The sequence below is a fragment of the Micromonospora sp. NPDC048169 genome (assembly GCF_040652815.1).
Lineage (GTDB): Bacteria > Actinomycetota > Actinomycetes > Mycobacteriales > Micromonosporaceae > Micromonospora.
Genome location: NZ_JBEZMS010000005.1, coordinates 1 through 23,164, shown reverse-complemented (window position 1 = coordinate 23,164; position 23,164 = coordinate 1). Strand labels below are relative to the sequence as shown.

Genomic DNA, 23,164 nt, shown 5'->3' with positions numbered 1-23,164 from the left:
CCCCGCCCGGCGGCGTCTGCCGGTGGTTGCGGTCAGACCACAGCGGGCTGCGCCTCGACGGCCAGGGCGAGCGAGCCGAGCAGCGCGGCGTCCTGCGCGAAGTCCGACAGCACGATCTCCGGCGGGTACGGCAGCGTGTGGTTGAGCCGTTCGGTCAGCAGCTCCCGCACCAGGTCGTTGCCGGCGACGCTGCCGACCAGCACGATCCGCTGCGGGTCGAGCAGGAGGCAGCACGTCACCAGCTGGCGGGCCAGTTCGTCCACCCGGAGGCGGAGCTGCTCGCGTACCGGGCCGGGCTGCTCGGCGGCCGCGCACAGGCCGGCCGCCCGGCCGTCCACCCCGAGCCGCTGCGCCAGCTCGTCGAGGGCCCGGCCGGAGAATGTCGCCTCCAGCATCGGTTCCAGGCGGGGCGGCCAGCTGAGGTCGGTCAGTCCGTAGGCGATCTCGCCGGACGCGCCGTGGCGACCGGGCAGCACCTCGCCGTTGACGGTGACCGCCGCGGCCACCCCGGTCCCCAGCCCGACGACCAGTCCCGGGTCGGCGTCGCGCAGCGCGCCGAGCCGCAGCTCGGCGTGCGCGGCGGCCTTCAGGTCGTTCACCACCCGCACGTGCGTCAGGTTCAGGTGGGCGCGGACCGCGTCGGCCAGCCGCAGCCGCTCCCAGCCGGGGACGTTCGGCGCCAGCTCGATGCCGTCGTCGTGCACGATGCCGGGTGAGGCGATGCCGGCCGCGACGATGGTGCCGCCGGTCTGCTCGGCGAGGTCGCGCGCCCGGTCCAGCGCCCGGGTGAGGGCCTGCGGCGCGCCCTGCTCGGCGTTCGTGGGCAGGCGCTCGGAGACGAGCAGCCGGCCGTCGGTGTCACCCACGCCGATGGCCATCTTGGTGCCGCCGAAGTCGATGCCGAGCAGGCGCGGATTTGCCGGTCGTTCCATGGTGATGTCAGATCGCCCTTCGGGCCGTCGGTCCAGATCACGTGGTCGCCGCGACACGACGTCCGCGACCACGGCCAGCGGCGTCGGCCGGCCCGTCACTGGCCTGCCCTCGCCGTGACCGCCTCGGCGAGAGCCGCGTCGGCACGGGTCAGCCGGTCGCGCAACGCCTGCGCCCGCTCCTGCACCGCGTCGAGCATTGTAGACAGTCGTCCGACCTGGTCCCGGACGGCCGTCTCGCCGGGCCCGTCGGCCTGGGCCCGGCGCAGCACGAGTTCGGGGCGGACGGCGGCGGCCAGCAGGTCCCGTACCGCGGCGCCGTCGAGCGTCAGGCCGAGGTCGGCCGCGGTGGACCGGACCAGCTCCCCGGTCCAGGTGGCCGGAGCGCCGCCGCGTACCAGCCGGCCGAGCAGCGAGTGGGCGCCCCGGAACGGCACGCCGTGGCGGGCCAGCGCGTCGGCCGCCGCGGTGGTGGTGGCGCCGGAGGCCACGATCTCCTCACCGGACGGCGGGCGCAGCGGGTCAAGCTTCTCGATCAGGCCGCCGAGCAGCGAGAAGAACCGGTACGCCCGGTCGTCGCCGTCCCAGAGCCGGGCCTGCACGTCGGTGGTGGCGTTGTTGGAGTCCTCCCACCAGGCCGCGCCGACGTTGTTCAGCACGCTCGCCGCGTCGGCCGCCGAGGCGCCCGCCATCGAGACGAGGTGCTCCAGCACCACCGGGTTGCGCTTCTGCGGCATGATGCTGCTGCCCTGGGTGAACTCGCCGGGCGTGACCACCCAGCCCCAGCTCAGCCAGTCCATCAGCGTGCGGGCCAGCCGGGCGCCGGTGGCGAGCGCCTGCGCGTTGAGCGTGGCGACCCGGACGAGGTGGTCCGCGCCGGCCACCGCCTCGTACGAGTTGACGATGAGCTGGTCGAAGCCGAGCAGGTCGGCCAGTCGGCGGGGCGAGATGTCCAGGTCGGTGCCGGCGAACGCGCAGGAGCCCAGCGGCGAGCGGTTCATCTCGTCCAGCAGGTCGGCGTACGCGGCGGCCTCACCGGCGAGCGCCTCGGCGTAGCCGGCGAAGACGTGCCCGATGCTGGTCGGCTGGGCCGGGCGGCGGTGCGTGTAGCCGGTGATCACCACGTCGGCGTGCCGGTCCGCGCGGTCCAGCACGGTACGGCCGGTGGCCAGCAGCGCGTCGAGCACCTGGAGCAGCTGGTCGCGCAGCACCATCCGGAACACGCCGGCGTCGAGGTCGTTGCGGCTGCGCGCGAGCTGCACGCTCAGTTGCGACACCTCGATGCCGGCCGCGGCGGCGAGCCGCTTCTCCAGCGTGTAGTAGACGTCCTCGACGCTGCCGTCGTACTCCAGTTCCTCCGGCCGGTCGCCGGTGAGGGCGACCAGGCCTCGCAGCATCGTCGCGGCGGCCTCGTCGGAGATCAGTCCCTGCTCGGCGAGCATCACGACGTGGGCCTTGCTGGCCGTGACCATCGCCGGGTAGAGGTGGGCGACGTGGTGGTCGAACACGACGCGCAGATGGTGCTGTTGGTAGACGGTCAGTGACGGGCTCATGGTGGCCTCCCGAGGTGGTGCGTTGTCGTGCGGCGTGCCGCGCGTGGTCATCCGGTCGTCCGGTCCGGCCGGTCGGCGCCGGGCGGCCCGGGCAGCGGCGCGGCCAGCCACGCCTCGACCAGCTGGCGCAGGCGGGTGCCGGCGGTGACGCGGATCCGGTCGCCGGCCTCCCGGCCGGCCAGCGAGACGTGGCCCGACCAGCCCTGCCAGGGATCCGGCCGCGACTCCACCAGCACGTACGGGTACGGGGTGGGCAGTTTCGGTTTCGGCGGCAGGTCCGGCGCCGCGTCCAGGCGCACCGCGTCCGGGTCGAAGCCGAGCACCGCGGAGCTCTCGTACGCGCCGCCGTGTCCCCGGGCCGGCAGCTCACCGAACATCTCGGTGGTCTCGTCCGGGCCGACGAGCTGGAACCAGTTCACCAGCATCATGCTGGCCCGGTGCCGCCCGGACACCCACTCCATCGCGGCGCGGACGGTCGACATGTTGGCGTCGTGCCCGTTGACCACGAGCACCCGGGTGAAGCCCGCCTCGACGATGCCGGCGAGCACGTCGGCGAGGTAGCCGACGGCGATCTCCGGCCGCAGCGCCACGGTGCCCGGCCACTGCCGGGTCTGGCCCGGGCAGGCGGCGTACGGCGTGGCCGGGAACAGCACCGCCCGGGCGGACCCGGTGGCCAGTTCCCCGGCGAAGCCCTCGGCCAGGATCAGGTCGGTGCCGATCGGCAGGTGCGGACCGTGCCACTCGACCGCGCCGACCGGCAGCACCGCCAGGTCGGCCGCCTCGGTCACGGCGGCGAACGCGTGCCCGGGCACCCGGGTGACCGGGAGCAGCCCTCCCCCGGTCCGCCACCGCTCGATCAGTTCGTCCACTGCTCGGCCCTCCGGGTCGCGGTGCGGCTGCTCTCCAGCCGCCCGGAGAACCACATCACCACGAAGATGAGCAGCACCTGGAGCATGCCGTAGGCGGCCGCGGTGCCCAGCTCGAAGCTGTACATCCGGTTGTTGATGGCGACCGAGATCGGCACCGTCGACGAGGTGTAGATGAGCACCGAGGCGACGAACTCGCCGACACCGTGCACGAACGCCAGCAACGCGCCGGCGAGCACGCCGGGCAGCATCAGCCGCACGGTGATCGTGTAGAACGCGCGCAGCCAGGAGGCGCCCAGGTTGCGCGCCGCGTCCTCCAGCGACGGGTCGATCAGCGCCAGCGTCGCGGAGCTGGACCGGAACACGATCGGCAGGAACCGCACGAAGTAGGCAAGCGGCAGGATCCAGAACGTGCCGACCAGCACCTGCCCGAAGCTGAAGGCGTTGCCGGTGCTGAACGCCGAGATCAGGTTGATCGCCACGACGGTGCCGGGCAGCGCCCAGGCGATCATCACGGCCACGTCGAGCAGGCCGCGCCCGACGAACGTCAGCCGCCGCACCGCGTACGCGACGAGCACGCCGATGACCACGCAGCCCACGACCGCGAGGAGGCTCATCTGCACCGAGTTGAGGATCGGCTGGAACGCCTTGGGGTCGGTGAAGATGGTGACGAAGTTCTCGAAGGTGTACGTCGGCGGCAGCACCTCGGTGGTCCAGGACCGGTCCTCGGAGAACGCGACGAGCGCGATCGCGCCGACCGGGGCGAGCAGGACCAGCGTGGCCAGCACCGAGGCGAGCGGGGCCAGCCAGCGGCCGATCGGGTTGGTGATCTCCCGCCGGACCGCCGAGACGCCCTTGGACTGGGACTGGTAGTTACGCCGCCCCTCGTACCAGCGCATGCTCAGCAGGAAGATGATCGAGACGATGCCGAGCACGGAGGCGTACGCGGAGGCCATCGGCAGGTCGCCGTTGGTGCGGTTGATGTAGATCTGCATCGTCATGGTCTGGCTGACGTTGAACAGCAGCGGCGCGGTGTAGGACGCCAGCGACGTCATGAAGACCAGCAGCGACGCCGAGATCAGCGCCGGGGTGAGCATCGGCAGCAGGACGGTGCGCCACACGCGTACCCGGCCCGCGCCGAGGTTGTACGCCGCCTCCTCGACCGACGGGTCCATGCCGGCCAGCGCCGCCGAGGCGGCCAGGAAGAAGAACGGGTACATGGTGAACGTGTGCACCACCAGCACGCCGGCGATGCCGTCGAAGGCAAGGACCGGCTTGTCGGTGCCGAGCAGCGCCTGGAGGCCGCGCGGCACGATGCCGATGTTGCTGTAGAGCAACTGGAAGGACACGGCGCCGATCAGCGGCGGCAGCGCCGCCGGCACCAGGATGAACGCCTCGATGAGCCGCCGGCCGCGGAAGTGGAACCGCTTGAGCAGGAACGCCATCGCCACGCCGACGACGCCGCAGAGCAGCACGCTCGCGGCCGAGATGAACAGCGAGGTGAACAGCGACTCGCGGGCCACCCCGGAGGAGGAGAGGAACTGGAGGTAGTTGTCGCTGCCGTTGGCGCTGACGCTCTCCCGGAAGGTGGCGAACATCGGCTGGACGACGAAGCCCCAGAGCACCAGGACCAGCGGCAGCACCAGCAGGTAGGGGAACCATCGGGAGTTCGCCCCGCCGGCCAGGCGCCGGCCGAGGGCCGCCGCCCAGCCGGGGGCGGTCGGGGTCGCAGCGGTCACGGCTTGACCACCCAGAGCCGCTCCGGTGTGAGCCGCAGGCCCACGACGTCGCCGAGCGCGATGCCGGCGGGCGCGTCGACCAGGGCGGCCATCACGTCGTCGCCGTCGACGTCGACGGTCACGTGGGTGGCCATGCCGGTGAACTCGACGTGGCTGACCCGGCCGCGCATGGCCGCAGTCTCGTCGTCGCCGCCGAGCGCGATGTGCTCGGGGCGCGCGGAGACCAGCGCGGTGTCGCCCTCGGCGAGACCGTGTCCGGTGGGCGCGCCGATCTCGATGGTGGCGCCGCCGGGCAGGCGTACCCGGACGCGCTGCTCCGTCGCGCCGGTCACCGGCAGGCTCAGCACGTTGCTGCGTCCGATGAACCGGGCCACGAACGCGTTCGCGGGCTGGTAGTAGACCTCGTGCGGGGTGCCGACCTGCTGGACCCGGCCGGACTCCATCACGGCGATCCGGTCCGACATCGCCATCGCCTCGGCCTGGTCGTGCGTGACGTAGATCGAGGTGGTGCCGCTCTCCCGCTGGATGCGCCGGATCTCGGCGCGGGTCTCCTCGCGCAGCTTCGCGTCGAGGTTCGACAGCGGCTCGTCGAGCAGCATGGTGCGGGGACGGATGACCAGGGCCCGCGCCAGCGCGACGCGCTGCTGCTGGCCGCCGGAGAGCGCGTCGATGCGACGGTCGCCGTACCCGGCGAGGTGCACCTGGGCGAGCGCCTCGGTGACCCGGCGGGCCTGCTCGGCGCGGGAGACCCGGCGGACCTTGAGCCCGTACGCGACGTTCTGCGCCACAGTCATGTGCGGGAACAGGGCGTAGTTCTGGAACACCATGCCGGTGTCCCGCTTGTTCGGCGTCCAGTGGGTGACGTCGTCGTCGCCGAAGTGGATGTGACCGGACGTCGGGAAGTAGAAGCCGGCCACCATGCGCAGCGTCGTCGTCTTGCCACAACCGCTCGGTCCGAGCAGCGTGAAGAACTCGCCGGCTCCGATGGTGACGGTGACGTCATCGACCGCCGCGGAGTCGCTCGACTTGGCGAAGCGCTTACTGACCGCCGTCAGTCGGACATCGATCATTTCGTGGGTCCTTCCAGGACGAAGCCGGGCCGTGCCGAGGCACGGCCCGGTTCCGAGCGTCTTAGCCCTTACCCTTGATCTGGGCGTTCCAGTGGGTGATCCAGGCGGTCTCGTTCTTGCCGATCACGTTCCAGTCGACGTCCATCGGCTTGAGGTCGAGCTTGGTCAGCCACTCGGGCTTCTCGGCGATGTCGACGGCGGGGATCTGGAAGTAGTCCTTGGCCAGGCTGGCCCGCAGCGAGTCGTCGAACAGGAACTCGAGGAACTTCTTCGCGCCCTCGCTGTTGCCGCCCTTGACCGCCGCGACGCCGTCGACGAGCACCGGCGCGCCGGAGGCCGGCATCACGTAGCCGAAGGGCATCTTCTCGTTGGCCTGCAGCAGGATGTCCTGGAGGTTCCAGGCGCTGACCACGCCCTGCTCACGCGACATCTTCAGGTAGAGGTCGCTGGGGTTGGCGGCGTACTCGACGGTGTTGGCGTCGAGCTTGCGCAGCCAGTCGTAGCCGGGCTGCGGGTTGGACCCGTCGGCCGTGAAGCGCTGGATCATCGAGGCGTAGATCGAGCGCATGGTGCCGGAGGCGGCCACGTCCCGGATGATGATCTTGTCTTTCCACTTCGGGTCGACCAGGTCGTCCCAGTCCTTCGGCGCGGTCTCCGGGGTCAGCGCCTTGTTGTTGTACATGATGACCTCGGGCAGCAGGATCTCGCCGAACCAGCGGCCCTCGGCGTCCTTGTACCGCGCGTCGATCTTCGAGGCGAAGGACGGCTGCCAGGACTCCAGCAGGCCCTCCGACGCGCCGGCGGCGAGGCCCTGCTGGGTGCCGCCCCACCAGACCGACGCCTGCGGGTTGGCCTTCTCGGCGCGGACCCGCTCGAGCACCTCCTGGGCGCCCATGTTGAGCACCTCGACCTTGCCCTTGTACTCGGGGTTCTTGGCCGTGAACTGCTCGACGACGTAGTCGGTGACCGACTTGTCGCGGGCGCTGTAGATGACGACCTTCTCGGCCGACGCGGAGCCGGAGGAGCCGGTGTCCTTGTCGTCGTCGCTGCTGCCGCACGCGCTGACGGCAAGCAGTGCGCTGAACGCGACGGCCAGGGCCAAACGACGTTTCATTGGTACCTCCATTTTGCGGGGGAACTATCGGAAGCGGGGAAAGTCGGTGTGCGATCCCGTCCCGGGACCGGGGTGTGCCGCATCGCGCCGCGACCGGCCGTCCGGCGTACGGACGCGGTCGCCGCGAGGACGGCGGTGACGATGGGGTGGGTGTGGTGTCGGGGCCGGGGTCAGGGGTAGTCGGGGGCCGGGGTCGGGTGGTGGTCAGGGAAGCGAGGGTCGGGGCACCGCGGCCGAGAGCGCGTAGCTGATCGCTCCGTGCAGCACGGCCTGGTCGCCCAGGGTGGCGCGGCGCACCTCGGTGGGGGCCGGCGTCCGGGCGGAGACGAGGGCCTGGAGCTGGTCCAGGGCCGCGTCGTCGAGTTCCGCGGCGGCGCCGCTGAGCAGCACCAGCCCCGGATCGACCACGCAGGCACAGGAGAGGATGAGCCCGGCCCAGGCGCCGAGCACCTCGTCGAGGTAGTCGCGGGCCGGCGCCGAGGTCGCGGCGAGCCGGCTCAGCTCCCGCACCGGCGACTCGGGCCGGCGGCCCGGGTTGAGCGCGACCACCCGCTCCGCTATGGCGTTCACCGACCACTGGGCCTCGAACTCGCCCACACCGGTGTAGCGGCGCTCGGTCGCGCCGCCCAGCGGCAGGAAGCCGACCTCGCCCGCGGCCCCGCTGGCGCCGCGGCGGACCTTGCCGTCGAGCACGAGCCCGGCGCCGATGCCGTCGGCAACGTGGATCAGCAGCAGGTTGGCCACGTCCGCGCCGGCGCCGGCGACGCACTCGCCGGCGGCCATGAGGTTGACGTCGTTGTCGACGACCACCGGTACGCCGAGCCGCCGCTGCACCGACTCGCCGATCGGCCACGCCTCGACCAGTCCGACCGACGGCGCGAGGCGTACCGCGCCGTTGCTGGACACCCCGGGCACCGCGATCGCGACGCCGCGAAGCGACGGCAGGTTGTCGCCGACCAGGTCGAGCACGAACTCGCAGACGGTCTCCACCACGTCCGCGCCGAGACGCGCGACGCGGTGCGCGATGACCGCGCCCTCGCTGTCGGCGATCTCGCAGCTGATCCGGGGCGGCTCCAGCGACACCGCCGCGACGAGCTCGGCGCGGGGGTTGAACTCGAGCATCTCCCGGGGCCGGCCGGTGGTGGGCGCGCCAGGGCCGCGTTCGATGAGGTAGCCCTCGGCGACCAGCTCCCGCACGAGCGCGGTCACGGTGGCCGCCGAGAGGCCGGTCATCTCGGCGAGGTCCACCCGGGACAGCCGTCGGGCCTGCCGGGCGGCCAAGATCACCGAGAGACGCTTGATCTCACGGGACCGCTCACGGCTGACCGGGCTGGTCGGGGCTTTGTCAGACACGCTTTCTTCCTAGTGAGAAAAAAGTGTGGCGTCAAGTAACGAGATGATCTCGACGCTCCGACCAGGAAATTTTTGGGAAGCCGCAAGCCGGGCGGGCCGGGGCCACCCCGACATGGCGCGCAAAATTGGGCCCTCGCGTCCACATTGGCCCCGCAAACCCGGACAAAGTATTTCCCGCGCCTGCTGCCGCTTCGACACACAGACCGCTGAGCTGGGCGGATCGTTTCTTCGAATAAGGAAGAAAGTCGGCGAGGGCTATTGACGACACCTCCGCAAGATCCCTAGGTTACGGCCCGAAGGCCTTCCGGTGGATCGACCCGTTCCCACCGTCTGCACCGCTCACGCCGTGACGGTGCGCGTAACCACCATCCCGTTGTCGAGCACCACGACCAGTGAGGACGCGTGGTCCTCAGTGGACAGCTGTCCGTGTCACGGACCCGACGCGAGCCACCGGGTCAGCCGGCCCGCGCCGGGTCCGTGACCGTCCCCCAGCCGCAGCACTCCCGCTTCGAGACGAAGAGGTATGCCCATGAGATGGCGCACCAGCGCGGCGATCGCCATGTGCGGTCTGCTGTCGTTGGGCCTGGCCACTCCGGCCCAGGCCAACCCCCAGAACGCAGCACCGAAGAAGTCCGACAAGCCCGTCGACCTGGACATCATGTTCATCGGCGCCCACCCGGACGACGAGGCCGGCCAGCTCGGCATGCTCGGATACTGGAACGAGTATCACGGCATGAAGGCGGGCGTCATCACCACCACCCGCGGCGAGGGCGGCGGCAACGCCACCGGTCTCGAAGAGGGCCCGGAGCTCGGCATCCTGCGGGAGGCCGAGGAGCGCAAGGCCGTCGGCTGGGCCGGCGTCGAGCACATCTACAACCTGGACGCGCTCGACTTCTGGTACACCGCCAGCGCCCCGCTGACCGAGGAGGTCTGGGGCCACCAGGAGACGCTGTCCCGGATCGTGCGGGTCCTGCGGACCACCAAGCCCGAGGTCATCCTCACGATGAACCCGTCGGCGACGCAGGGCAACCACGGCAACCACCAGAAGGCGGCCATGCTGGCCGTGGAGGCCTTCTACGCGGCGGCCGACCCGAAGGCGTTCCCGGACCAGATCAAGAAGGAGGGCCTCGCGCCCTGGCGGGTCTCCCGCATCTTCCAGACCGGCGGCAGCGGCACCGCCAGCAACGGCCCCGCCTGCGAGACCACGTTCACGCCGGCCGAGGCCAGCAACGTCGTCTTCGGCACCTGGCAGGGCTACGAGTCGGCGCGCCACGACGGCAACCGGTGGAACACGGTCCAGACCTGGGCCCGCCGGGAGTACGTGTCGCAGGGCTGGGGCAACAGCTCCTTCCCGACCACCAACCCCGACGCCATCGGCTGCAACCGGCTGACGCTGATCGACACCCGCACCCCGTACCCGGACCCGAACGTCGGCGCCGGCACGGGCGCGCTCCAGGGCGCCACCGTGCGCGCCCCGGGCGGCCTGCCGCTGGGCACCGAGGTCCATGTGCGTCCGCGCACCTGGGAGGCCGTCGCGGGCCAGCCCATCAAGGTGGACACCGTCCTGTACGCCGAGAAGGCCATCCCGGGCGCCAAGGTCACCCTGAACGTGCCGGCCGGCTGGACGGTCAGCGGCAACGGCGAGGTCGGCACGCTGACCCCGCGTAAGCAGGTCGTGAAGACCTTCACCGTCACGCCGCCCGCGCAGGTCGAGGTGGGCACCCGCTTCAAGCTCGACGCCACGCTGACCAGCAAGAAGGACGGCAGCGGCACCAGCAGCGCCCGGGTTCAGGGCACCGCGCCGGTGCGCGGCACGCTGGAGCCGCTGGAGGAGATCGCCGACTTCCGCGCGTGGGCCGTGCGGAACAAGACCCAGCAGCTCGACGCGCTCATCGAGTCCCTGCTGAACATCCCCAGCGGTGGCACCCGCAGCGTCAAGGTCAACCTGACCAACCACGGCACCCGCGTCGAGTCCGGCGCGGTCAAGCTGAACGTCCCCGCCGGCTTCTCGGTGGCCGAGCAGCAGGTGCCGTACAGCGGGCTGCAGCCGGGCGCCAGCACCTCGGTGACGTTCACCGTCACCAACACCGACACGTCGCTGCCGACGGCCAACCGGGCGCCGGACAACGGCGCCTACCGGGTGCAGATCGAGACCAGCTACACCGGGGGCAGCGCCAGCGAGCCCGGCGCGTTCAACCTGGTCCCGGTCACCACGATCCCGAAGGCCACCACCGCGCCGACTGTGGACGGGCACGCCCACGACCACGAGTACACCGGCGAGGTCATCGACATCTCCACCCGCTGGGAGGGCACCGCCGCCCCGGCGTCGGACATCTCCGGCACCGCCCAGCTGACCCACACCGACGACGCCCTGTACGCCCTCTTCACCATCACCGACGACGTGCTCGGCACCGTCCTGCCGCCGGAGGACTGCAAGCGTCCGCGGCGTAACGACAACATCGAGTTCGGCATCGACCCGCGCGGCAACTCGGCGAACACCTCCACCGTGTTCAACATGGCGCTCTTCCCGGCCACGAACGACCCGGCCAACGGGAACCCGCCGTGCTTCGCCCGGGAGCGGGACAACCACCAGGGCGGCCCGGAGACCGCGCCGGGTGTGGAGATCGCCTCCGTCGTGACCAGCAACCCGTACACGGGGTACCGGATCGAGGTCAAGATCCCGTTCAGCGTGCTGCCGGACACCATCGACCCGAACCGGATGGGCCTGAACATCCTGGTCAACGACTCGGACACGCAGGACCTGACCGCGCAGACCCGGGTCGGCTGGTCGACCTGGAGCGGCGTACGGGCCGACCCGTGGCGCTGGGGCAACGCGACGCTGCCGGACCTGGCGGCGAAGCCGTCGGCGCCGAAGGCTCCGATCATGCCGGACACCGCGGCGCTGAGTGTCGACTCGCCGCAGACCCTCCTGCAGTCCGTCTCGGACGGGGTGGCGCCCGGCGGCTACGCCAAGCTGCCGGACGACACCGTGAAGATCAAGAAGGTCACCCACACCGCGAACAAGGTGTCGGTCCAGCTCCAGGTGAAGAAGGCGGGCACCGCCCGGGCCTTCGTCTGGGACGGCACCCGGGTCGTGGCGCAGGCCAAGGCCGACCTGCGCAAGGAGGGCACGCTCGTCCTGCCGGTGACCGGGTCGCTTCCGGCCGGCACCTCGCTGCTCGTCTCGTACGAGCACGACGGCGCCACCACCGCTTCGGCGAAGACGCTGAGCTGACCGGACGGTGAGCGCGTCGACCTGACGCGTGCGCCGCGATGGGCCGGGCCGGCAGGCCCGGCCCATCGTGCCGTCGTACTACCCGGACCGTGAGCCGATCGGCGGACCGGCGCCGATCGCGGCCGGCGCCTCGGCCGGCTCTCGCCACCAGCGGCGTGACGCCAGCGCGGCCAGCCCGGCCCCGGCGGCGTTGAGCAGGACGTCGTCGACCGAGGAGACCCGGTCCAGCCGCAGGACGTACTGCGCCACCTCGACCACTACCGAGCAGCCGGCGGCGAGCGCCAGGATCCGCGGCACCGATGCCAGCGCCGCGAACCGCAGCGGGGCGAAGAACCCGAGCGCCGCGAAGACCAGCAGGTTGCCGACGATCTGGACCGTCACCGTCAGCGGCCCGCTCGCGAGGACGGTGAGCAGGTCCCGCAGCGGCACCAGGCTCACCCGGCCGGGGACGGCACCGGCCCGCTCCCCCGGCAGCATGATCATCCAGACCCAGGGCGCGGTCCCGTAGACGATGCCCACCTCGGCCACCGACCTGCGCCATACCGCCGCCCCGGCGCCGCGCCGGCGGGCCAGGAGCCACACCGCGAGCGCGGCGGCCGGCAACGCGGCCACCGTGACGAGCACGACCCCGGTGATCGTGCCGAACCAGCCGTGCCATCCCGCGACCACGCCACCTCCACCTCCGTCCGGCCGGCGGCCGTCCGGGTGCCATCCTGCCTCCCGCCGCGCGTCGTCGTCAGCGAGCACCGGCCGGTCCCGTCGAGTACGCGGGGAGCCCGGCCGGCACGCCCCCGGTCCTCACCCGTCGGCGCGGGCCGCCGGCGGCGTGGCCATCCGGTGATTCTGGCCGGGCACCCGGAAGTGGTGGAACGTGACGGTGGCGCTGAGATCGAGCGCGTGCACCCAGTGCCACCACCCGACCGGCACCAGCAGCATCTGCCCCGGTTCGAGCACGGTCTCCAGCACCGTCGCCTCGGCGTACCGGGGATGGCGGTCGAAGTCCGGCCGCGCCGCGTCCACCGCGCTGAACGTCCCGCCGCGGGGGTGGACCAGATGCCGCTGGTACGACGGCACCAGCCGGACGTGCTTGCGGCCGAGCACCTGGCAGAGCAGCACCGTGCTGTTGTCCACGTGCAGCGGCGTCACGGTGCCCGCCGGTCCCAGCAGCAGGTGGCCGCCGCCGGCCGGGTCGACGAGGTGCGCGGGCGGCCGCACGTCGGCGGCGAGCGCCCGCAGCGCCCCGTTCCAGTTCTCGTTGCGGGGCACCATGTAGTAGTCGTTCGTCCGCGCGCCGGAGCCGAGCATCGCCAGGTAGTCGACGAAGGCCATGGTGGTGCGGTGCCTGTCGTACTGCCAGGCGTGGTCGGGGTTCGCCTCCCGGCCGGTCATCACCTCGACGACCGCGTCCGGGCAGCTCCGGGCCATCCGGTCCAGTGTCCAGTCCAGCGCCGGCCAGTCCGCCATCAGGCCGTCGAGCACGACCGGCCGGTTGCCGTAGTAGTAACGGCCGAAGAACTCCTCGGCGGTGATGTCGGCCCGGCGCTCCAGGACGCGGCCCCCGTCGTCGTCGCGCAGCACCCGGTAGGTGTCCAGCACCGACTCCATCCAGTCGTAGCGCAGCGCGAGCCGCCGGCAGACGGCGAAGTACGGATGGTCGGCGAGCGCCGCCAGCTCGGCGTCGACGGCGTCGGCGTCCGCGCCGCCGGCCACGGCCGCCGCCCGGGCCTGCCCGGCGGCGACTCCCATCGCCAGGTTCTCGGCGAGCCACTCCCGCCAGACGGGGAGCAGGCCCGGCGCGGCGGCCACGGTCACCGGGTGGCCTCGACGGACGGAGCGGCCGGCGCGGACGGCCGTAGTGCCAGCACCACGGCGTCGACGCGGCCGTCGGTGGGCGGCGGGGTGAGCCGGGGCGCCCGGGTGTACTCGGAGCAGTTGACGTAGGAATTCTTGACGTGGGCCGGGATGTGGTCCGGCGTGGTTTCGGTCATGCCGGGCAGTCAAGTGGAGAGGCGTCCCGGTCCGCCAGGGACGCCGATCCCGTCCGGCCCGGGACGCCGCCACCACGCCGCACGGCCGATCCCCGGTCCCGTCCCGGCCGGGACATCCGCCCCCGGCCGCCGGGACACCCCCGCCCGGCCCGCCATCCGGCTCACTCCGTTCAGGTGGTCCCCGGCGCCGTGCGTCCTGACACAGTGGACCCGACATGCGTGACGACTTCCGTACCCGGAGGGCGGTGGCCTGGGCGGTCCTCGCCGCCACCGGCGTGCTCACCCTCGGCGCGGTCGCCGGCTGGGCGGTGGCGACTCCCCCGTTCACCGCCACGCAGCTCTACTCGCTCGTCGACCTGCTCGACGGCGTCGTCTACGGCGCGGTGGCGTGGCTGATCCTGAGTCGCCGGCGCAGCGGCGGCCGGCTTCCGGGGTGGATCGCCACCGCGACGGCGCTCGGCGGCGCGCTCGCCGCGTGCTGCGGCCAGTGGCAGCTCGCCGTCGGCGGGCCCGCGCTGTTGACCGCCCTGCACCACTGGGCCTGGGTGCCGGGCCTCTACTCGCTCGTCGTGGTCATGCCCTGGCTGCTGCCGGAGCGGCCACCCGGCCGGCTCGAGCGGATCGCCGTCGCGGCCGGCCTCGGGTACGTGGCGCTGACGGTGGCCGTCCTCGTCACCGCGCCGCCTCCGGTGGGCGTGGTGCCGCTGACGCCGGAACTGCGCGAGGCACGCGCCGCGCTGCTGCTACAGCTGTCGCCCGTGCTGCCGTACGCGCTGGTCGTGCTCGGCGTGCTGGCCGCCGCCGGCGTCGCGTGGCGGTGGCGGCGCGGGGAGCCCACACGGCGCAACGGCCTCGGCTGGGTGACCGCGGGCAGCGCGCTGCTCACCCTGGCCTTCCTGACCACGCTCCTGCCGCCGGCGGTGGCGCCGCCGACCGCGCCCGCGCTGCTGATGCTCGCCTCCCAGGCGTTCTTCCCCGCCGCGGTGGCAGTGGTGGTGCTGCGCCAGCAGTTGTGGGGAATGCGGCTGGCCGTGCGGCGCACCCTGGTCTGGTACCTGATGACCGCCATGGTGATCGCCGCCTACTGCGTGGCGGTCGCGTTTCTCGACCGGCTGCTGCCGCGGGCCGTGCCGCTGCCGCAGCTGCTGGTCACCGGCGCGATCGCGGCCGCGTTCCAGCCGGTCCGCGCGCTCGTGCAGCGACGGGTGGACGGCCTCGTGCACGGTGAGGCGCCCGAACTCCTGCTGCACCGCGTGGTGCGCAGCGGCGGCAGCACGAGCGACATCGGCGCGGCGGTGGCCACCGCGCTACGGCTGGCCGACGTGCTGATCACCGAGGACGAGGCGCAGCCGCCGCCGCGTGAGGGCGGCCCGCCGGTCACCGTGCCGCTGCTGCGGGGCGACCGGCTCGTCGGCCACCTGCACGCCTGGCCCCGGCCCGGCGAGCTGCTCGACGAGCGGGCCGGCGAGGCGCTCGCCGTGCTCGCCCCGGTGGTCGCCGCGATGGTGGAGCTGGTCGGCACCAACCGGGATCTGGCCCGGTCGCGGCAACGGCTGGCGGAGGTACGCGACGAGGAGCGCCGCTCCCTGCGCCGGGACCTGCACGACGGCCTCGGGCCGGCGCTCAGCGGCATCGGACTGGGCCTGGCGGCCACCCGCAACCTGCTGCGCCGCAACCCGGACCGGGCCGAGGAGCTGCTGGACCGGTTGACCGAGGAGCTGACCGCCCGGGCTGCGGAGGTGCGGGAGATGGCACACGGACTGCTGCCTCCGGTGCTCGCCGACGGCGGGCTGCGCCCCGCCCTGGACGTGCTGCGCGCGCAGTACGCGCGGGCCGGGCTGCGGATCGTGATGCGGGCTCCCGCCTCGCTGGACCCGCTGCCGGAGCCGGTCGCCACCGCCGCGTACGGCGTCACCGCCGAGGCGGTGCGCAACGTGCACCGGCACGCCGGTGTGGACACCTGCACCGTGTCGCTGGACCGGCGGCCGGACCTGCTCCGGGTCACCGTCACCGACGAGGGCCGGGGGGTGGCCGCCGGGCCGGTCCGCCCGGGCGTGGGCCTACACGCCATGCGGGAACGGGCGCAGGCGGTCGGCGCGACGCTGACCGTCGGACCGGCCGCCTCCCGTGGCACCACCGTCTGCCTGACCGTCCCCCTGGAGCGCCGGTGACCGACCGCCCGATCCGCGTCGTCGTGGTGGACGACCACCCGGTCTTCCGGCTCGGCATGAGCGCGCTGCTGGACACCCTCGACGGCATCGAGTGCGTCGGCGAGGCCGCCGACGCGACCGGGGCCGGGACGCTCGTCGACCGGGCCCGGCCCGACGTGGTGCTGATGGACCTGCATCTCGGTCAGGGATCCGGGATCGAGGCCACCCGCGCGCTGAGCCGGGCGCACCCGGAGGTCCGGGTGCTGGTGGTGACCATGCTCAACGACGACGCCTCACTCGTCGCCGCGGTACGTGCCGGAGCGCGTGGTTACGTGCTCAAGGGCGCGTCGGCCGCGGACGTGGAACGGGGCATCAGGGGCGTGGCCGGCGGGGATCTGGTCCTCGGCGGTCCGCTCGCCGACCGCGCGGCCGCCCTGCTGGGCGCCCGCGCCGACGGCCCGTTCCCGGAGCTGACCGAACGGGAACGTGAGGTGCTGGACCTGCTCGCCCGGGGCCTGTCGAACCCGCTCATCGCACACCGGCTCGGGCTGAGCGCCAAGACGGTGCGCAACAACGTCTCCGCCATTCTGGTGAAACTCCGCCTCGGCAGCCGCGCCGAGGCGATAGCCCGGGCGCGCGACCACGGTATCGGTGTGCCGAACGCCCCGGAACTGCCTCCGTCCCGGGCCCGCTGACCGGCGGGCCGCGCAGTTCCGCTTTCCGATCCCGGGCGATTCCGCACCGGTGCCGGGTGCCGATTCCCGCGCACCTGACCAGGCCGGGAGCGGATCGGTAAAGAGCAGCACGCGCGAGGAATCAAAGCCTTCCCTAACGAAGGCAAGGCTCATCTTCGCCGAGCCCGGACACCACACGGAAACGGCGGTTAACCGCCACCGGCCCCGTATTCCGTTGTTAGGGTGAGCATGTCCGAACTGGCGGCCGACGGGTTTGCGAACCGGCCGCTCGGCAAATACCAGATGGCGTTCGAGCACCACGAGGCCGGCCTTTCCGTTCCGCCGGCCCGCATGACTTGGAGGCACCATGAAGACGCTGTTGCAGTCTCCGCCGGTACGTGAGTGCGCCGCCACCGCGTGCAGCTTCAACGACAACGGCTGTCACGCTCCCGCGATCACCGTCGCGGCGTCCGCCGACGCGGCCTCCTGCGCGACCTTCGTCGAGTCGTCGCTCAGCGGCGGGATCGCTGAGGTCACCGGCGCGGTGGGCGCGTGCGCGCGGGCCGAGTGCGTGTTCAACACCAACCTCGCGTGCACGGCCGAGTCGATCACGGTCGGGCCGGGCGCCACGGTCAGCGACTGCCTGACCTACCAGCCCGCCTGACGAATCCGGACACCGCGCTCGTACGGGTCACGACGGTCACCGTCGTGACCCGTACCGCATGTGCGGCACCCGACCCGCCGTTGCACAGGTAAGCCTTACCTACTACCGTCTGACCTGGGCCGACATCACCCTTCCCGGCCGAGGAGACAGACATGGCGTTGCACCCCGCCGGGCGCCCGGCCCTGCCGGCCGGCGTCGCCCCGCTCATCGTGGGGCCGTCGGCGGTCACCGCCACGCCTCGCGACGCCGTCGCCGCCCGGTGCGTGCTGAGCGCCGCCTCCTCGCTGCGGCTCACGCTCGGCGACACCACAGCCGATCTCCTCCGCGCCCACGTCGTCCTCCCCGACGGCACGATCGTCCTGGCTGTCGACGCGATGAGCCGCACCGGTGGCCTGCTGGTCGCCGCGCGCGGCCACCGCGGCGCGGTACGCCTCGACGTGACCGACCTCGCCCCGGTCGCCGTACGCTCCCGGGTGCGGGCCCGGCTGCGGGTCCTCGGCACCGTCCGCCGCTTCGACCCGGCAGTCCTCGACGCCTGCGATCCGGTCACCGTCATGTCGCTGCTCGACCTGCCCCCGGTGGCGTTGTGGGCGATCGAGCCGGACGAGATCGTCCTCGACCGGGCCGCCGCTCCCGTCGCGGTGGACCCCGGCGCGTACCTCGCCGCCCGGCCGGACCCGATCGCCGTCGACGAGGCCGCCCACCTCGCGCACCTGGCCCGCTGCCACGGCGACGTCCTCGACCGGCTCGCCTCGCTCGTCGACCCCGCCGTCAGCACCGGCGCGACCCGGATCGTCCCGGTCGCGCTCGACACCGGCGGCATCGTGCTGCGCGCGGAGCGGGCAGACGGTCACGCCGACACCCGGCTGCCCTTCACCCGCCCGGTCACCTCGGGCACCGGCCTGGCCGAGGCGCTGCGGACGCTGCTCGCCCGCTAGCGGGCGAGGTGTGCGACGGTGACGGCGAGGCGGCGGGCACGGCCGGGGGGCTTGCACGTTGATTAGATACCTGTCAACCTAGAGGCATGTCGAATCAGCAGCCGCCGATCCCCTTCGTCGACCTCGACGCCGACCCGTCGTGCTGCCCCTCACTGGCGCAGCGCCGGGTCCCGGCCGAGACGGCTGCGGTCCTCGCACCCGCCTTCAAGGCCCTCGGCGACCCGGTACGGCTGCAGCTGATGTCGATGATCGCCTCCGCCGAGGCCGGCGAGGTGTGCGTGTGCGACCTGACACCGGCGTTCGACCTGACCGGGCCGACGATCTCCCACCATCTCCGGACGTTGCGCGAGGCGGGCCTGGTCGACGCCGAGCGGCGGGGCACCTGGGTCTACTACCGCCCACGGCCGCAGATCCTGCGCCAGCTCGCCGGCCTGCTGTCGATCGATCCGGCCGCCGCGGCGCAGCGGTAGCCGCTGTGGCGCCGACACCCACAGGAGTACCCATGAGCACCCTCACCGGGGCCGGCCACGCCCCGCCGGTGGCGGCACGCCTGTCGCGCCTGGACCGGTTACTGCCGGTCTGGATCGGCCTGGCCATGGTCGCCGGCCTGCTGCTCGGCCGGATCGTTCCCGGCCTGGACGACGCTCTCGACGCCGTCAAGGTCGGCGGCATCTCCCTGCCCATCGCCCTCGGCCTGCTGATCATGATGTATCCGGTGCTGGCCAAGGTCCGCTACGACCGCCTCGACACCGTCACCGGCGACCGGCGTCTCCTGGTCTCGTCGCTGATCCTCAACTGGATCGTCGGTCCCGCACTCATGTTCGCCTTGGCCTGGGTGTTCCTGGCCGACCAGCCGGAGTACCGCACCGGTCTGATCATCGTCGGCCTGGCCCGCTGCATCGCGATGGTCATCATCTGGAATGACCTGGCCTGCGGCGACCGGGAGGCGGCAGCGGTCCTCGTGGCCATCAACTCGGTGTTCCAGGTCCTCGCCTTCGGCCTGCTCGGCTGGTTCTACCTGTCCGTGCTGCCGGGCTGGCTCGGTCTGGACGGCGCCGCGCTGGAGGTCTCCGGCTGGGACATCGCCGGCAACGTGCTCGTCTTCCTCGGCATCCCACTGCTCGCCGGCTATCTCTCCCGCCGCCTCGGCGAGCGCGCCAGGGGCCGCGACTGGTACGAGCGGCGATTCCTGCCCCGGGTCGGGCCCGTCGCACTGTACGGGCTGCTGTTCACCATCGTCGTTCTGTTCGCTCTGCAGGGCGAGGCCATCACCGACCGGCCGGTCGACGTGGCCCGCATCGCCCTGCCGCTGCTGGCCTACTTCGCCCTCATGTGGGCCGGCTCCTACCTGCTCGGCCGGGCCATCGGCCTGAACTACGAACGCACCACCACGCTGGCGTTCACCGCCGCGGGCAACAACTTCGAACTGGCCATCGCGGTCGCGATCGGCACCTTCGGGATCGCCTCCGGCCAGGCTCTCGCCGGTGTCGTCGGCCCGCTGATCGAGGTCCCGGTTCTCGTCGGCCTGGTCTACGTGTCGCTGTGGGCCCGCACCCGCCTGTTCGCCACGCCGGGAACCCGGCCATGACATACGGAGGCCCGATGAGCGGCAAGCCCAGCGTCCTGTTCGTCTGCGTGCACAACGCCGGCCGGTCCCAGATGGCCGCCGGGTGGCTGCGCCACCTCGCCGGCGACACCGTCGAGGTCCGGTCCGCCGGCAGCGCACCCGCCGACCGGGTCAACCCTGCCGCCGTCGAGGCCATGCGGGAGGTCGGCATCGACATCACCGGTCAGACCCCCCGGCTCCTCCGGTACGAGACGGCGGAGTCCTCGGACGTCATCGTCACCATGGGCTGCGGTGACGCCTGCCCCGTCTTCCCCGGCAAGCGGTACGAGGACTGGAAGCTCGACGACCCCGCAGGCAAGGGCGTCGACGCGGTGCGTCCCATCCGGGACGAGATCCGCACCAGGGTGGAACGGTTGCTCGCCGAGCTGCGCCCCGATGCCTGACACCGCCCGTACGGTCACCCGCCGGCGTCGCACTGACGGTGGTCCGGTCCTGGTTGCACCGGCACGCGGCCGGAGTTGGTGCAACGATGCAGGCGTGGGAACTGCGAAGACTGCCACCCCTGCCATCTCGCCGCTCGCCGGTGAGCCGATCAAGCGCGCCGACGCCGAACGGCTCGCGGGAGTGCTGAAGGCGTTCGCCGATCCGGCCCGGCTACGCCTGCTCAGCCTGATCCAATCCGCTCCGGACGGCGAGGCGTCCGTCAGCGACCTCACCGCGCCGCTCGGTCTCTCCCAGCCGACGGTCAGCCATCACCTCCGGATCCTCACCGAGGCGGGCCTGATCGAGCGGGAGAAGCGGGGTGTGTGGGCGTACTACCGCCTGGTCCCGTCCGCGATCTCGGCGATCGCCGAGTTGTTGACGCCGCCTCGTAAACGGCCGACGAAGAAGGTCCGCTGAGCCGGGGACCGCAGAGCACCAGTACCCCGGCGCCCGCCGGCCCGGCCGCACCACGGCCGGTTCCGGCGACGCCGGTGGATCAGGCGTTGCGCGGGCGGTGGGCGACGGTGAGGACGTGGGTGGTCGGCCAGTCCAGCGGCCGGCCGTCCGGGTCGGTCAGCGACGCGACCGGCGCGATCCGGTTGTCGATCACCCAGTCGTTGCGGACCGGGGCCGAGGCCGGGCCGATCTCGAAACCCACCTCGGTGAGCAGGCCGGTCCAGTCGGCGAAGCTGAGGCCGCAGAACTGCTCCCTCGTCTCCGACAGCCAGTTGTCGGTGTAGTCCTTGCGGGTCAGGTAGTCCATCGCCGCGCCCAGGGCGATGCGGACCGCGCCGCCGGCCAGCGGCTCGTAGGCGAGGCCGAACGCGAAGTCCACGGCGAACTGGTCCAGCCGCGCCCGCGTCGACAGTCCGGAGACGTACCGCCTGACCTCGGCCGAGGACAGGTCGGCGAGATCCCGGCGCGGTGTCGCCGGGTTGTCCCCGTCGTCGGTGGCGAGCCGCAGGATCACCGGCCGGCCGCCGTCGTCGGGTCCGCACACGTCGCTGTTGATCCACACGCCGCCGGGTGCGGTGTGGTCGTGGATGCGGCGGGCGAACTCCAGCAGCGACTCCCGCTGCCGCCCGTACGACCAGATCTCGTGGGTGAGCGCGAAGGTGAGTGTGGTGTCCACCGAGCGGTCCTTGAACACCGCGCCGCCGAGCACGTTGCGCTGGAAGAAGTAGACGTTGGCGTTGCGGAACACGCCCTGCGCCTTCTTGTGCAGGCACTCCTGGTAGAGGTGGCGGGCCACCTCCACGCCGATCAGGTCGCTCTCCCGCAGCGCGGCCTCCCGGTCGGCCAGTTCCAGCACCGAGCCCGCGCCGCAGCCGATGTCCACGATGCGGCCGGGCTGCACGTACCGGCGCACCGAGTCCCACTTGCGGTGCGCGGCCGAGGCGAACGCCTCCACGTACGTCCGGTAGTCGCGGGTCACGGTGAGGCCGCCCTCGTCCCCGACCAGCGGGTCGTTCACCACCGACCGGATCGCCTCGACCAGCCGGTAGCGCTCGAACACGTCGATCGTCGCCGGGTGGGTGAGCGTACGCCAGGTCTCGTCGCCGGCGGCCAGGCGCAGCAGCACGTCCCACGGCCGTTCGGGCGTCTCCGGCAGGTCCGGGTCGGCCTCGACCGGCGCGATCGGGAAGCCGAGCCGCTCGTACAGCTCGGCGACCTCCGGGGTGGAGCAGGCCACCACCGTGTCGGCCGGGACGAGGTCGATGCCGGTGGCCACCGCGATGCTCTTGAGCGTCACCTCCGCGAACGCGTCCGTGTACGCGGTGTCGAAGATCGGCACGGCCAGCGAGCGCAGCCCGGTCAGCACGCTGAACCGCTCGATCGCGGCCTCCCGCCTGTGGTACGCGACGGGATTGCGACGGGTGTTCTCGTGGTTGGCCGACGTCACCGCCCAGACCACTGTGGCCTCGTCACCGGCGAGCCGACTCAGGTAGTCGGCCTGGAACCGGGTCAGCAGGTGGTGCCGCCCCGGGAAGAGCACGAAGCGGGTCGGCAGGTCGGTCATGGGCACCTCGCCTGGGCCGTGGAGCGGTCGGTGATCATACCGGGACGCGCCAGGAGCGCCACAGGTGCCCGTACCGGCCGTCGGCGGCGAGCAGCTCCTCGTGCGTGCCCTGCTCCACGATCCGGCCGTGGTCGAGCACGACGATCCGGTCCGCGCCGACCGCCTGGCTGAGCCGGTGCGCCACGATCAGCGTGGTCCGCCCCCGCGTGGCCGCGAGAGCCGCCCGGTCCAGGTCGCGGGCTCCGGCGCTGCCGGCCTCGGCGGTCGCCTCGTCCAGCACGGCCACGGCGGGCGCGGTCAGCACCAGCCGGGCCAGGGCGACCTGCTGGGCCTGCGCGGCGGTGAGCCGGTGACCGCCCTCGCCCACCGCCGTCGCCAGCCCGTCCGGCAGGGTACGCAGCCAGGTGGTGGCGCCGACCCGGTCCAGCGCGTCGAGCAGCTCGGCGTCGGTCGCGTCCGGGGCGGCCAGGCGCAGGTCCTCGGCGAGCGCACCGGCGAAGACGTGCACCTCCTGGCTGACCAGCGCCACGTCGCGGCGGGTGGTGGCCTCGCCCGTCCCGGTCAGCGGCACGCCGTCCAGGCGTACCGATCCGTCGGTGGGCGCGATGATCCCGGCGGCGATGCCGGCGAGCGTGCTCTTGCCGGCGCCGCTGGCACCGACGAGCGCGACCCGCTCCCCCGGCGCCAGGCGCAGCTCGACGTCGGCCAGCACCAGCGGGCCGTCGTCGTAGTGGTGCCGGCGCACCGTGACGTCCAGCGCCGCCGCGCCGCGCGGGCCGGCGGGCCGGGCGGCCGGGCCGGACGCGGTGGGTGGGCCGGTC

The 23,164-nt window shown here is 72.7% G+C and carries 21 protein-coding genes; 9 read left to right on the top strand and 12 right to left on the bottom strand.

The window, feature by feature from the left end; all coding sequences use genetic code 11:
- Positions 1–32: 32 nt before the first annotated feature.
- The 7 genes from AB0D28_RS06320 to AB0D28_RS06290 form a co-directional block, all read right to left on the bottom strand.
- Positions 33–932 carry an ROK family protein gene (locus tag AB0D28_RS06320; protein WP_357382837.1) on the bottom strand — a complete coding sequence of 300 codons (900 nt, stop codon included), beginning with the start codon at positions 930–932 and terminating at the stop codon, positions 33–35.
- A 95-nt stretch (positions 933–1,027) separates the two neighbouring features.
- Complete coding sequence (locus AB0D28_RS06315; protein WP_357382835.1) at positions 1,028–2,482, bottom strand: lyase family protein; 1,455 nt, start codon at positions 2,480–2,482, stop codon at positions 1,028–1,030.
- A gap of 47 nt (positions 2,483–2,529) precedes the next feature.
- A complete protein-coding gene (locus AB0D28_RS06310) occupies positions 2,530–3,351 on the bottom strand; it encodes a creatininase family protein (RefSeq protein WP_357382833.1) in 822 nt (273 codons plus the stop codon).
- Positions 3,339–5,087 carry an iron ABC transporter permease gene (locus AB0D28_RS06305; RefSeq protein ID WP_357382831.1) on the bottom strand — a complete coding sequence of 583 codons (1,749 nt, stop codon included), beginning with the start codon at positions 5,085–5,087 and terminating at the stop codon, positions 3,339–3,341. Before AB0D28_RS06305 ends, AB0D28_RS06310 begins: the two co-directional genes overlap by 13 nt.
- Positions 5,084–6,157, bottom strand: coding sequence for an ABC transporter ATP-binding protein (locus tag AB0D28_RS06300; protein ID WP_357382829.1), 1,074 nt, complete (start codon positions 6,155–6,157; stop codon positions 5,084–5,086). The genes AB0D28_RS06305 and AB0D28_RS06300 overlap by 4 nt, the downstream gene beginning before the upstream one ends.
- A gap of 61 nt (positions 6,158–6,218) precedes the next feature.
- A complete protein-coding gene (locus AB0D28_RS06295) occupies positions 6,219–7,271 on the bottom strand; it encodes an extracellular solute-binding protein (RefSeq protein WP_357382827.1) in 1,053 nt (350 codons plus the stop codon).
- Between the two features lie 204 nt (positions 7,272–7,475).
- Positions 7,476–8,624 carry an ROK family transcriptional regulator gene (locus AB0D28_RS06290; RefSeq protein WP_357382825.1) on the bottom strand — a complete coding sequence of 383 codons (1,149 nt, stop codon included), beginning with the start codon at positions 8,622–8,624 and terminating at the stop codon, positions 7,476–7,478.
- A gap of 529 nt (positions 8,625–9,153) precedes the next feature.
- Between AB0D28_RS06290 and AB0D28_RS06285 the strand changes: the two genes are divergently transcribed.
- On the top strand, positions 9,154–11,859 hold the full coding sequence (locus tag AB0D28_RS06285; protein WP_357382823.1) for a sugar-binding protein: 2,706 nt from the start codon (positions 9,154–9,156) through the stop codon (positions 11,857–11,859).
- 78 nt (positions 11,860–11,937) lie between these two features.
- On the opposite strand, the gene AB0D28_RS06280 is transcribed toward AB0D28_RS06285, so the two are convergent.
- The 3 genes from AB0D28_RS06280 to AB0D28_RS06270 all read right to left on the bottom strand — a co-directional run bounded on the left by AB0D28_RS06280 (position 11,938) and on the right by AB0D28_RS06270 (position 13,847).
- The gene (locus AB0D28_RS06280; protein ID WP_357382821.1) at positions 11,938–12,528 is read right to left on the bottom strand and encodes a VanZ family protein; all 591 of its coding nucleotides are present in this window, start codon (positions 12,526–12,528) and stop codon (positions 11,938–11,940) included.
- A gap of 129 nt (positions 12,529–12,657) precedes the next feature.
- Positions 12,658–13,671, bottom strand: coding sequence for a cupin-like domain-containing protein (locus AB0D28_RS06275; RefSeq protein WP_357382819.1), 1,014 nt, complete (start codon positions 13,669–13,671; stop codon positions 12,658–12,660).
- Positions 13,668–13,847, bottom strand: coding sequence for a hypothetical protein (locus AB0D28_RS06270; protein WP_357382817.1), 180 nt, complete (start codon positions 13,845–13,847; stop codon positions 13,668–13,670). Before AB0D28_RS06270 ends, AB0D28_RS06275 begins: the two co-directional genes overlap by 4 nt.
- Positions 13,848–14,062: 215 nt before the next feature.
- On the opposite strand from AB0D28_RS06270, the gene AB0D28_RS06265 reads away from it, so the two are divergent.
- The 8 genes from AB0D28_RS06265 to AB0D28_RS06230 all read left to right on the top strand — a co-directional run bounded on the left by AB0D28_RS06265 (position 14,063) and on the right by AB0D28_RS06230 (position 20,740).
- Positions 14,063–16,018, top strand: a complete 1,956-nt coding sequence (locus AB0D28_RS06265) for a sensor histidine kinase (RefSeq protein ID WP_357382815.1) — start codon at positions 14,063–14,065, stop codon at positions 16,016–16,018.
- On the top strand, positions 16,015–16,692 hold the full coding sequence (locus AB0D28_RS06260; protein ID WP_357382813.1) for a response regulator transcription factor: 678 nt from the start codon (positions 16,015–16,017) through the stop codon (positions 16,690–16,692). Before AB0D28_RS06265 ends, AB0D28_RS06260 begins: the two co-directional genes overlap by 4 nt.
- A gap of 346 nt (positions 16,693–17,038) precedes the next feature.
- Positions 17,039–17,335 (top strand): DUF1540 domain-containing protein, encoded by a 297-nt coding sequence (locus AB0D28_RS06255; protein ID WP_013286940.1) that lies wholly within the window; start codon positions 17,039–17,041, stop codon positions 17,333–17,335.
- A gap of 152 nt (positions 17,336–17,487) precedes the next feature.
- A complete protein-coding gene (locus AB0D28_RS06250; RefSeq protein WP_357382810.1) occupies positions 17,488–18,273 on the top strand; it encodes a DUF2470 domain-containing protein in 786 nt (261 codons plus the stop codon).
- A gap of 86 nt (positions 18,274–18,359) precedes the next feature.
- Entirely contained in the window at positions 18,360–18,743 is a 384-nt protein-coding gene (locus tag AB0D28_RS06245) for a metalloregulator ArsR/SmtB family transcription factor (RefSeq protein WP_357382808.1), read from the top strand.
- Between the two features lie 32 nt (positions 18,744–18,775).
- The gene (gene arsB / locus AB0D28_RS06240; RefSeq protein WP_357382805.1) at positions 18,776–19,861 is read left to right on the top strand and encodes an ACR3 family arsenite efflux transporter; all 1,086 of its coding nucleotides are present in this window, start codon (positions 18,776–18,778) and stop codon (positions 19,859–19,861) included.
- A 14-nt stretch (positions 19,862–19,875) separates the two neighbouring features.
- A complete protein-coding gene (locus AB0D28_RS06235; protein WP_357382803.1) occupies positions 19,876–20,283 on the top strand; it encodes an arsenate reductase ArsC in 408 nt (135 codons plus the stop codon).
- A gap of 94 nt (positions 20,284–20,377) precedes the next feature.
- Positions 20,378–20,740 (top strand): metalloregulator ArsR/SmtB family transcription factor, encoded by a 363-nt coding sequence (locus AB0D28_RS06230; RefSeq protein WP_357382801.1) that lies wholly within the window; start codon positions 20,378–20,380, stop codon positions 20,738–20,740.
- 79 nt (positions 20,741–20,819) lie between these two features.
- Here AB0D28_RS06230 and AB0D28_RS06225 read toward each other — a convergent pair whose 3' ends face one another.
- Both AB0D28_RS06225 and AB0D28_RS06220 read right to left on the bottom strand, forming a co-directional pair.
- A complete protein-coding gene (locus tag AB0D28_RS06225; RefSeq protein ID WP_357382799.1) occupies positions 20,820–22,343 on the bottom strand; it encodes a class I SAM-dependent methyltransferase in 1,524 nt (507 codons plus the stop codon).
- Between the two features lie 34 nt (positions 22,344–22,377).
- Positions 22,378–23,164, bottom strand: a 787-nt coding sequence (locus AB0D28_RS06220) for an ABC transporter ATP-binding protein (RefSeq protein ID WP_357382797.1), incomplete at its 5' end; no start/stop codon positions are given.

What these genes read in the sequence shown, in the direction of transcription:
- AB0D28_RS06320 (WP_357382837.1), bottom strand. Translation starts at nt 932, where the DNA reads ATGGAACGACCGGCAAATCCGCGCCTGCTCGGCATCGACTTCGGCGGC.
- AB0D28_RS06315 (WP_357382835.1), bottom strand. Translation starts at nt 2,482, where the DNA reads ATGAGCCCGTCACTGACCGTCTACCAACAGCACCATCTGCGCGTCGTG.
- AB0D28_RS06300 (WP_357382829.1), bottom strand. Translation starts at nt 6,157, where the DNA reads ATGATCGATGTCCGACTGACGGCGGTCAGTAAGCGCTTCGCCAAGTCG.
- AB0D28_RS06295 (WP_357382827.1), bottom strand. Translation starts at nt 7,271, where the DNA reads ATGAAACGTCGTTTGGCCCTGGCCGTCGCGTTCAGCGCACTGCTTGCC.
- AB0D28_RS06285 (WP_357382823.1), top strand. Translation starts at nt 9,154, where the DNA reads ATGAGATGGCGCACCAGCGCGGCGATCGCCATGTGCGGTCTGCTGTCG.
- AB0D28_RS06270 (WP_357382817.1), bottom strand. Translation starts at nt 13,847, where the DNA reads ATGACCGAAACCACGCCGGACCACATCCCGGCCCACGTCAAGAATTCC.
- AB0D28_RS06265 (WP_357382815.1), top strand. Translation starts at nt 14,063, where the DNA reads ATGCGTGACGACTTCCGTACCCGGAGGGCGGTGGCCTGGGCGGTCCTC.
- AB0D28_RS06255 (WP_013286940.1), top strand. Translation starts at nt 17,039, where the DNA reads ATGAAGACGCTGTTGCAGTCTCCGCCGGTACGTGAGTGCGCCGCCACC.
- AB0D28_RS06250 (WP_357382810.1), top strand. Translation starts at nt 17,488, where the DNA reads ATGGCGTTGCACCCCGCCGGGCGCCCGGCCCTGCCGGCCGGCGTCGCC.
- AB0D28_RS06245 (WP_357382808.1), top strand. Translation starts at nt 18,360, where the DNA reads ATGTCGAATCAGCAGCCGCCGATCCCCTTCGTCGACCTCGACGCCGAC.
- arsB (WP_357382805.1), top strand. Translation starts at nt 18,776, where the DNA reads ATGAGCACCCTCACCGGGGCCGGCCACGCCCCGCCGGTGGCGGCACGC.
- AB0D28_RS06235 (WP_357382803.1), top strand. Translation starts at nt 19,876, where the DNA reads ATGAGCGGCAAGCCCAGCGTCCTGTTCGTCTGCGTGCACAACGCCGGC.
- AB0D28_RS06225 (WP_357382799.1), bottom strand. Translation starts at nt 22,343, where the DNA reads ATGACCGACCTGCCGACCCGCTTCGTGCTCTTCCCGGGGCGGCACCAC.